This is a genomic window from Planktothricoides sp. SR001 (assembly GCF_001276715.1).
In the GTDB taxonomy this organism is placed as follows: Bacteria; Cyanobacteriota; Cyanobacteriia; order Cyanobacteriales; family Laspinemataceae; genus Planktothricoides; species Planktothricoides raciborskii.
Genome location: NZ_LIUQ01000105.1, coordinates 1 through 7,398 on the forward strand (window position 1 = coordinate 1; position 7,398 = coordinate 7,398).

Consider the following 7,398-nt stretch of genomic DNA (forward strand, 5'->3'; position numbering starts at 1 on the left):
CACTCTTCAGCCAATATTAGAGAATTCGGCGAATGGTGTTTCAACAAACTTTTTGTTGAATTTGCCGTTCTCTGTAAGAGCCCTTTCAAAATTGTTATTGACGTACAGCCACATTATCGATCGCGCCATTCCTGACCCTTTTGCCTTGGACTTTGAATTGACAGTCGCGCCTGATTTTCGGACAACTTCTCCCAGCCCTAAAGCTTGTCGGAAGCGCCGCTGCGATTTTTTTTAGTCAGATGCTTCGGGTCTTTTTTCTCTTGTCCTATCGTATAGTCAATAATTGGTTTCCCATCTTTAAGGTATTTAGAAAAAGGGAAAATGCGAATCAAAATCCAAGCCCGCGACCGATGGCCAAACATACATTTAGAAAATACACGATGGTAGGGGACAAAAAGTGGATCGGCAAGTAGCTTTAGCAATCGCTCCTCCAACCGCGCCTCACTGGAATGCATCAAGCAGATGATGTAGGCAAGCTCGCGGGTTTCGTCAGAAATTCCGGTCGCACTGCCAAATTCTAGCGCTTCGTTGTACTCTCTTGCGACCAATCATTGAGACTTCTGAGACCCACGCCCCAAACCACGCAATCGAGGTCACTGACCCGCTTACCCCAGGTGTGATCGGTGCTGCCGCTGCATCGCATACTCATACCGGCGCTCAAATTTCTGGGAATACTTCCGGGAGTTCTGGGAATGTTACCGGGATAGCTGCGATCGCGAATGGGGACACCGGGCCTAGTACCGTTGCTGCGGCACGTAGTAATTTGAAGGTAGAATAAGTGAAATTTCTATTACTTTTAGTACAGGATGGTCAAATTATGGCTCTTATTGGCCGTTAAAAATTAATAAATTCTCAAATCTAATTATTATCAATGGACTGGTAACTCGTACAACAGGAACCAATTATATAATTTTTACCTTGCCAACGGATGCTAGACCTGTAGTATTTATTTTATCAAATTGTTGGGGGTTTTGGAACGGAATCTACCAACAATGTCGAGTAGATTTTTACCTTAATGGCAATGTAAGCTTGATATATGCCACCCAAACAATTCCCTCAGTAATTCCCTGGCTTCAAATTAACGCTACTTTTGTCACCGCTAATCCTTAACCCAAATGGATCCTATTTTTGTTGGTTAGGGATTCCTGTCGCATTAAGGTTCCTTGCAATTTTTTAAGTGCGATCAATGAGTTATTGAATAAAGTCAAAGCTTTTGAGGTGGGAGCTTCGGATTTTATTACTAAACCGTTCCATGTGTAATTTTAGTCATAATCGAAAATAAATTAACGATTCAAAGACAAAAATAACAGTTAAAGCAAGAAATTAAGGAACGATAAAAAAACTAACAAGCTTTGGCAAATTATAGAGCGGAGCGTTTTTAGCCAGTTTTTTAAATAGTTTCATCGAAGGGATTGCCGCATTTCATGCGGTGCGCGATCGCGATGGTAAAATTGTTTATATTGTTGAGTTTGAGTGGTTTTTGGCCAATCATGTGACCAACAAAATATTAGGCATAGCCCCAGATTATTTACCCAGAAAAAGATTATTAAAGTGATATCCTAATTTGCGGTAATAACAAAAAAATATTGGTTATTTTTTGTTTAAAAATGATTAAATTTAAAAAAAGTTATCTTAATAAGATCGCCTAAATTCAAGTAATTATTCATGGATTATTCATCAAGTTATGCGATATTTTTGTGATTAATTTCCGCGATATTAGTCAACATAAACAGATCAAAGCTGAATTAAAGCGTCTGGCAAATTTAGATGGCTTAACTCAGGTGGCAAATCAACGGCGATTTGATGAATGTTTGCAAAATGAATTGCGCCGCTGTATGCGGGAAAAACATCCTTTATCTTTAATTTTATGTCATGTGGATTCGTTTAAAGCTTACAATGATACTTATGGCCATCAAGCTGGAGATAAAAGACGCAAGTCGCCCAAGCTATTGTTAAGAGTGTGAAACGAGCCGGAGATTTAGTAGCTCGATATGGGGGCGAAGAGTTTGCGGTGATCTTGCCGAATACTCACGCCCCTGGAGCAATGGAAGTTGGGGAAATCATTCGCACTCATGGGCAAAAATTGCAAATTGCTCACCGAAAATCAAGCGTCAGTGGATCTGTCACTGTCAGCTTGGGGGTTATTCAACGGTTTCTACGGTTGTTCCCACGAATCAATTTTCCTCAGAATTGCTGGTTGCCGCTGCGGATCAAGCTCTTTATCAGGCAAAATCTCAAGGACGCGATCGCGTTTTGTTTGAGCAATTGTCTCCTAGTTAGATATTGTTGATTATTGATTGGTGATTATTGATTGTTGATTATTGATTAGAAAAAATAACAAGTGACAAATAACAGACAACAGATAAATTTTAGGGCAAATAAATTTTTTATTTGGAGTTCACAAATGTTTGCCCGTTTTAATAAACTAATGGGATAAGCAAGGCTTTTGGGTTTGGGCAGATCAGTCATCCCATAAAACCCGATCGCGCTCATAATGACGAAATCGTTTAGTTGATAGTACCTAGAGATAAGTTTCATGGAACAGATCGATACTTCTATCGGTGTTCATGCTCCAGATTTTGAATTACCGGGAACCGATGGTAAAGTTCACCACTTAGGTCGTTATTTGCGAGAGGATCTGGCGGTGGCCGTGGTCTTCTTGGCCAATCAATGTCCTAATGTCCAACAATATATCGAACGGTTAAAGCAGCTTCAGGCTGAATTCGGCGATCGCGGCTTGTTGGTAATTGGAATTAATTCCAACGATGGCACCGAATCTCCCGAAGATAGTTTAGAAGCAATGAAGCGCTTTGCAGCGGAGCATCAACTTAATTTTCCCTATCTACGGGATGCCAATCAGGATGTCGCCCGTAGTTTCCAAGTCTGCCAAACCCCCGAATCTTTTCTGTTAGACCAAAAAGGGGTGATCCGTTATCACGGGGCAATTGATGATAGTCCCGGAAATTCCCATGAGGTAGATTCCGCTTATTTACAGCAGGCGATCGCCCAACTGCTGGCCAAAGAATCCATTACGATTAACTCTACCGAAACCAAAGGTTCATCGGTGAAATGGCGCTCACCCTAAATGCAGAATCCACTCTTGGCTATAGTTTTATTACTAATATGCAATTAATAATAAAAAGGATCAAAGCCTAGAGATTGATGGGATTAATCGCCGAAAAATGCTCTCAGACTGCTATGTTATGGGGGTGGGAATTAATAAGTGAGAAAGTAGTCACTCGATGAGTACGGTTTATCGGCGGGTTTTGCTGAAATTAAGCGGTGAAGCGTTGATGGGCGATCTAGCTTATGGCATCGATCCATCAGTGGTTCATGGCATTGCTGAGGAAGTCGCCCATGTGGTCGGCCAGGGCATTGAAGTCGCCATCGTGGTCGGTGGTGGAAATATATTCCGAGGAGTCAAAGGGGCTTCTGCGGGCATGGATCGCGCCACCGCAGATTATATTGGCATGATTGCCACAGTGATGAATTCTTTGACTTTACAAGATGCCTTAGAACAAATGCAGATTCCGACGCGAGTCCAGACGGCGATCGCCATGCAGGAAATCGCTGAACCTTACATCCGTCGTCGGGCCATGCGGCATCTAGAAAAAAAACGAGTGGTCATTTTTGCAGCAGGCAGCGGTAATCCCTTTTTTACCACGGATACCACCGCTGCGCTCAGGGCGGCGGAAATTGACGCTGAGGTCATCTTTAAAGCCACTAAAGTCGATGGGATTTATGATAGCGATCCTCATCAAAATCCCCAAGCGCGACGCTATGAAACCTTGACTTATTCGGAAGTTTTAACCCAAGACTTACGAGTAATGGATGGCACGGCGATCGCCTTGTGTAAAGAAAATAATATCCCAATCATTGTATTTGATCTTTCGGTTAAAAATAACATCCGCCGAGCTTTGATGGGAGAAAAAATTGGAACCATAGTCGGAGGTTTGCGTGAAACTGTCTGAAGTAGAAAGTCACATGAAAAAAGCGATTGAGGCGGCTCAACGCTCTTTTAACACCATTCGCACCGGACGGGCAAATGCGTCTCTGCTCGATCGGATTACCGTAGATTATTATGGGGCAGAAACTCCGCTAAAACAATTAGCAAATATCAACACCCCAGATGCCACCACGATTACGATTCAACCCTACGATCGCAGTAGCTTGAACATGGTGGAAAAAGCGATTAATATGTCAGATTTGGGCTTAACCCCCAACAATGATGGCTCAGTGATTCGCTTAAATATTCCGCCATTAACCAGCGATCGCCGTAAAGAATTGGTCAAACTGGCAGGCAAACTTGCCGAAGAGCAAAAAGTCTCCATTCGCAATATCCGTCGCGATGCTGTAGACTCAGTGCGGAAACAAGAAAAAAGCAAAGAAATCTCTGAAGATGAAGCCCGCGATCTTCTGGATAAAATTCAAAAAATGACGGACAAATACATTGCCAAAGTTGACGAACTTTTGGCAATCAAAGAAAAAGACATTACCACCATCTAAACCCTTTCCATCGCGTTTCCCGCATTCGTAGGGTGGGCAAAATATTGCCCACCCTACAACTACAACCAACAACAAACAACAAAAGAATCCCTACCCAAAGAATCCCTACCCAAATAATCCCTACCCAAATAATCCCTACCCAAAGAATCCCTACCCAACAAAAAATTCAGTCAGGGGTAAAAAAATGATGTTCGACTGTATTATTGTCGGTGCGGGTCCCGCTGGGGGCACCGCTGGTTATCACCTAGCAAAACGTGGCTATTCAGTTTTAATTTTAGACAAAGAATCTTTACCTCGATATAAACCCTGTGGCGGTGGAGTTTCTCCGGAAATTGCTCAATGGTTTGATTTTGATTTTAGTCCGGCGATTTCCCAAAAAGTGACACAAATTCGCCATACATGGAAAATGACTAATCCGGTGGATGTTTGTTTGGATGAATCAGAAACAATTTGGATGGTACGGCGCAATATTTTCGACCATTTCTTAGTGCAAAAAGCCCAAGTTCAAGGGGCTGAATTGCAGGATAAAACGGAAGTGACCGGCATAGAATTTAAGTCCGATGCTTGGCAGGTGAAAACCGCTGCCGAGGTGTTTACTGGTCGCTATTTAATTGCTGCCGATGGCTCAAAAGGAATGATGGCAAAATGGTTGGGTTTCAAAAACCGCAAACAATTCGCTTGCGGGGCTTTGGAAATTGAACCCACTATGCCAGAAGTAAAAAACGGTCATATCGCTCATTTTGAGTTTGGTATGGTTAGGAATGGTTATGCTTGGAATTTTCCTAAAGCCGATGGATATTCCATTGGTGCAGCAATATTTCGCGGTCAGGAGAAAAAGTCCCAAAACTTGAGGGAATGTATTGCTGAATATTCCCATCTGTTTGATTTGGAAGTTAAAAGTATTAAACATTACGGTCATCCGATTTTTGCCTGGAATGGTTCTCAAATTCTGCATACTCAGAATGCAGTGTTGGCAGGAGAAGCGGCTTGTGTGGTGGATCCGTTTACCGCTGAGGGGATTCGCCCGTCTATGTTTAGCGGTCTGAAAGCAGCAGAGGCGATCGCCTCTGCCTTATCTGGAGACTTGGACGCTTTGCCCCGTTACACTCAAGTGATGGAGGAGGAATGGGGCAAAGAAATGATTTGGGCCCAACGGCTGACCCAAGTTTTTTATAAAATGCCTAAAATTGCCTACGAAGTCGGAGTGAAACATCCTAGCGCCACTAAGCGCATGGCCCAAATTCTCACAGGTCAAGTGCGTTACTCGCAGGCGGTGAAAAGTGCCCTCAAGCGCTTGAGTGGGGGCATTATGGGTTAGGGCTGATTCACAGAAACTAGGCTTTCTCATTCAGCTTCACTAGGCAATCGGTAGGGTTTGCCGATTTTTTTAGAGAGGCGGGCACACCACTCAACTGCGTCATCCCAGAAAACATCTGCAATGGGAAGATTTTCTCCTTCAAAATTTGACAGGTTGAGGTTGTCACCTCTCCGCCTTCGGCACCTCCCCTGACCAAGGGGAGGCTGGGTGGGGTTCCCAATAACTTTAACCACTCAGCGACGGACTGGGGACGTTTTGCTGCTTCTAATTCCAACCCTTTGAGAATGGCGGCATTTTCCCAGTCAGGGATTTGCGGATTAAGCTGCTTCGGTTCCGGTAAGGGAATTTTCAACTCATCCCGAAAATTAGCGGGTATCGGGTCTTTCCCCGTCCGCAAATTATATAGCGTAGCGGCCAAAGCATAGACATCCGTATATGGGCCAAATTATGGGCCAAATTTTCCTTGACGTTTATATTGCTCAATAGAAGGGACAAGAAACCGGGTTTCTTAAGTCAACCCTTGCCTCCCCACCGGCCCTTACATAGAAACCCGGTTTCTAACCTCTCCCGGCTTCCCACCGCCCCAGGGACAAGAAGCCCGGTTTGATGCGATAATTTTTCTCGGTATTCTTATCCTAAATCCTGATATGCCACGTCGCGAAGTTATCTTTCAAGCGGGTAATTATTACCATGTTTATAACCGAGGTAATAACCGTCAGCTAATATTCTTTGAACGAGATAACTATATTTATTTTTTACGTCAGTTAAGAACCCATATGATTGAGCGCGGCGTGGATATTATTGCGTATTGTTTGATGCCCAATCACTATCATTTATTAGTGTATCTGAAAAATGAGTATTTTTCTAAGCTGATGCAGGCATTTACATTGTCTTATGCTAAGGCGATTAATCAACGGTATAAAAGGGTTGGGTCACTGTTTCAGGGACGGTTTCAGGCAATTCATGTAGATCGAGAAGAATATTTATTAAATCTGACTCGCTATATTCACTTAAATCCCGTTGAGGCAAATTTAGTGGAGAAAGCAGAGGATTGGGAGTTTTCCAGTTATCAAGAATATGTTGATTTGCGTCGGGGTAGTTTGCCGAAATTGGATAGAGTGGAGTTATTTTCAGCGGATGCTTATCGGTATTTTTTAGAAGATGTAAATATAGAGAATATAAGTGAGCATTTAACTTTTGAAGAGTAGCCCCAGAAACCGGGTTTCTTTAGACCATCTTTGCCACCAACCCCAGAAACCGGGTTTCTTAAGTTAACCTTTGCCACCAACGAACAAGTCTTATAGAAACCCGGTTTCTTGTCCCTGTGTTCCTGGGGTGGTGGGAAACCGGGAGAGGTTAGAAACCGGGTTTCTATGGAGGGGCCGGTGGGGTGGCAGAGGTTGACTTAAGAAACCCGGTTTCTTGTCCCTGTGTCCCAGGGGCGGTGGGAAGCCGGGAGAGGTTAGAAACCGGGTTTCTATGGAGGGGCCGGTGGGGTGGCAGAGGTTGACTTAAGAAACCCGGTTTCTTGTCCCGGTTTCTTGTCCCTGGGGGCAGCAATTCTCATTTTGGAA

The 7,398-nt window shown here is 43.6% G+C and carries 8 protein-coding genes and 1 pseudogene; 7 read left to right on the plus strand and 2 right to left on the minus strand.

The annotated features are described in order from the left end of the window. Positions 1-197: 197 nt before the first annotated feature. Positions 198-548, minus strand: a complete 351-nt coding sequence (locus AM228_RS28140; RefSeq protein ID WP_054470301.1) for a hypothetical protein — start codon at positions 546-548, stop codon at positions 198-200. A 1,149-nt stretch (positions 549-1,697) separates the two neighbouring features. Between AM228_RS28140 and AM228_RS36515 the strand changes: the two genes are divergently transcribed. The 6 genes from AM228_RS36515 (at position 1,698) to AM228_RS28175 (ending at position 5,824) form a co-directional block, all read left to right on the plus strand. Continuing rightward, entirely contained in the window at positions 1,698-1,964 is a 267-nt protein-coding gene (locus AM228_RS36515) for a diguanylate cyclase domain-containing protein (protein ID WP_054470303.1), read from the plus strand. After that, entirely contained in the window at positions 1,961-2,290 is a 330-nt protein-coding gene (locus tag AM228_RS36520) for a diguanylate cyclase domain-containing protein (RefSeq protein ID WP_054470306.1), read from the plus strand. Before AM228_RS36515 ends, AM228_RS36520 begins: the two co-directional genes overlap by 4 nt. Before the next feature lie 246 nt (positions 2,291-2,536). Further along, positions 2,537-3,085 (plus strand): thioredoxin family protein, encoded by a 549-nt coding sequence (locus tag AM228_RS28160; protein ID WP_054470308.1) that lies wholly within the window; start codon positions 2,537-2,539, stop codon positions 3,083-3,085. A 157-nt stretch (positions 3,086-3,242) separates the two neighbouring features. Next, complete coding sequence (pyrH, locus tag AM228_RS28165) at positions 3,243-3,971, plus strand: UMP kinase (protein ID WP_054470311.1); 729 nt, start codon at positions 3,243-3,245, stop codon at positions 3,969-3,971. Beyond that, on the plus strand, positions 3,958-4,506 hold the full coding sequence (gene frr / locus AM228_RS28170) for a ribosome recycling factor (RefSeq protein ID WP_054470312.1): 549 nt from the start codon (positions 3,958-3,960) through the stop codon (positions 4,504-4,506). Before pyrH ends, frr begins: the two co-directional genes overlap by 14 nt. A 187-nt stretch (positions 4,507-4,693) precedes the next feature. Then, positions 4,694-5,824, plus strand: coding sequence for a geranylgeranyl reductase family protein (locus tag AM228_RS28175; RefSeq protein WP_054470313.1), 1,131 nt, complete (start codon positions 4,694-4,696; stop codon positions 5,822-5,824). Positions 5,825-5,853: 29 nt separating this feature from the next. On the opposite strand, the pseudogene AM228_RS31400 reads toward AM228_RS28175, so the two are convergent. Then, positions 5,854-5,973: pseudogene (locus AM228_RS31400) on the minus strand (SUMF1/EgtB/PvdO family nonheme iron enzyme); the annotation flags it as partial. A 498-nt stretch (positions 5,974-6,471) separates the two neighbouring features. Here AM228_RS31400 and AM228_RS28185 point away from each other — a divergent pair. After that, the gene (locus AM228_RS28185) at positions 6,472-7,032 is read left to right on the plus strand and encodes a transposase (RefSeq protein ID WP_054470316.1); all 561 of its coding nucleotides are present in this window, start codon (positions 6,472-6,474) and stop codon (positions 7,030-7,032) included. Positions 7,033-7,398 lie beyond the last annotated feature (366 nt).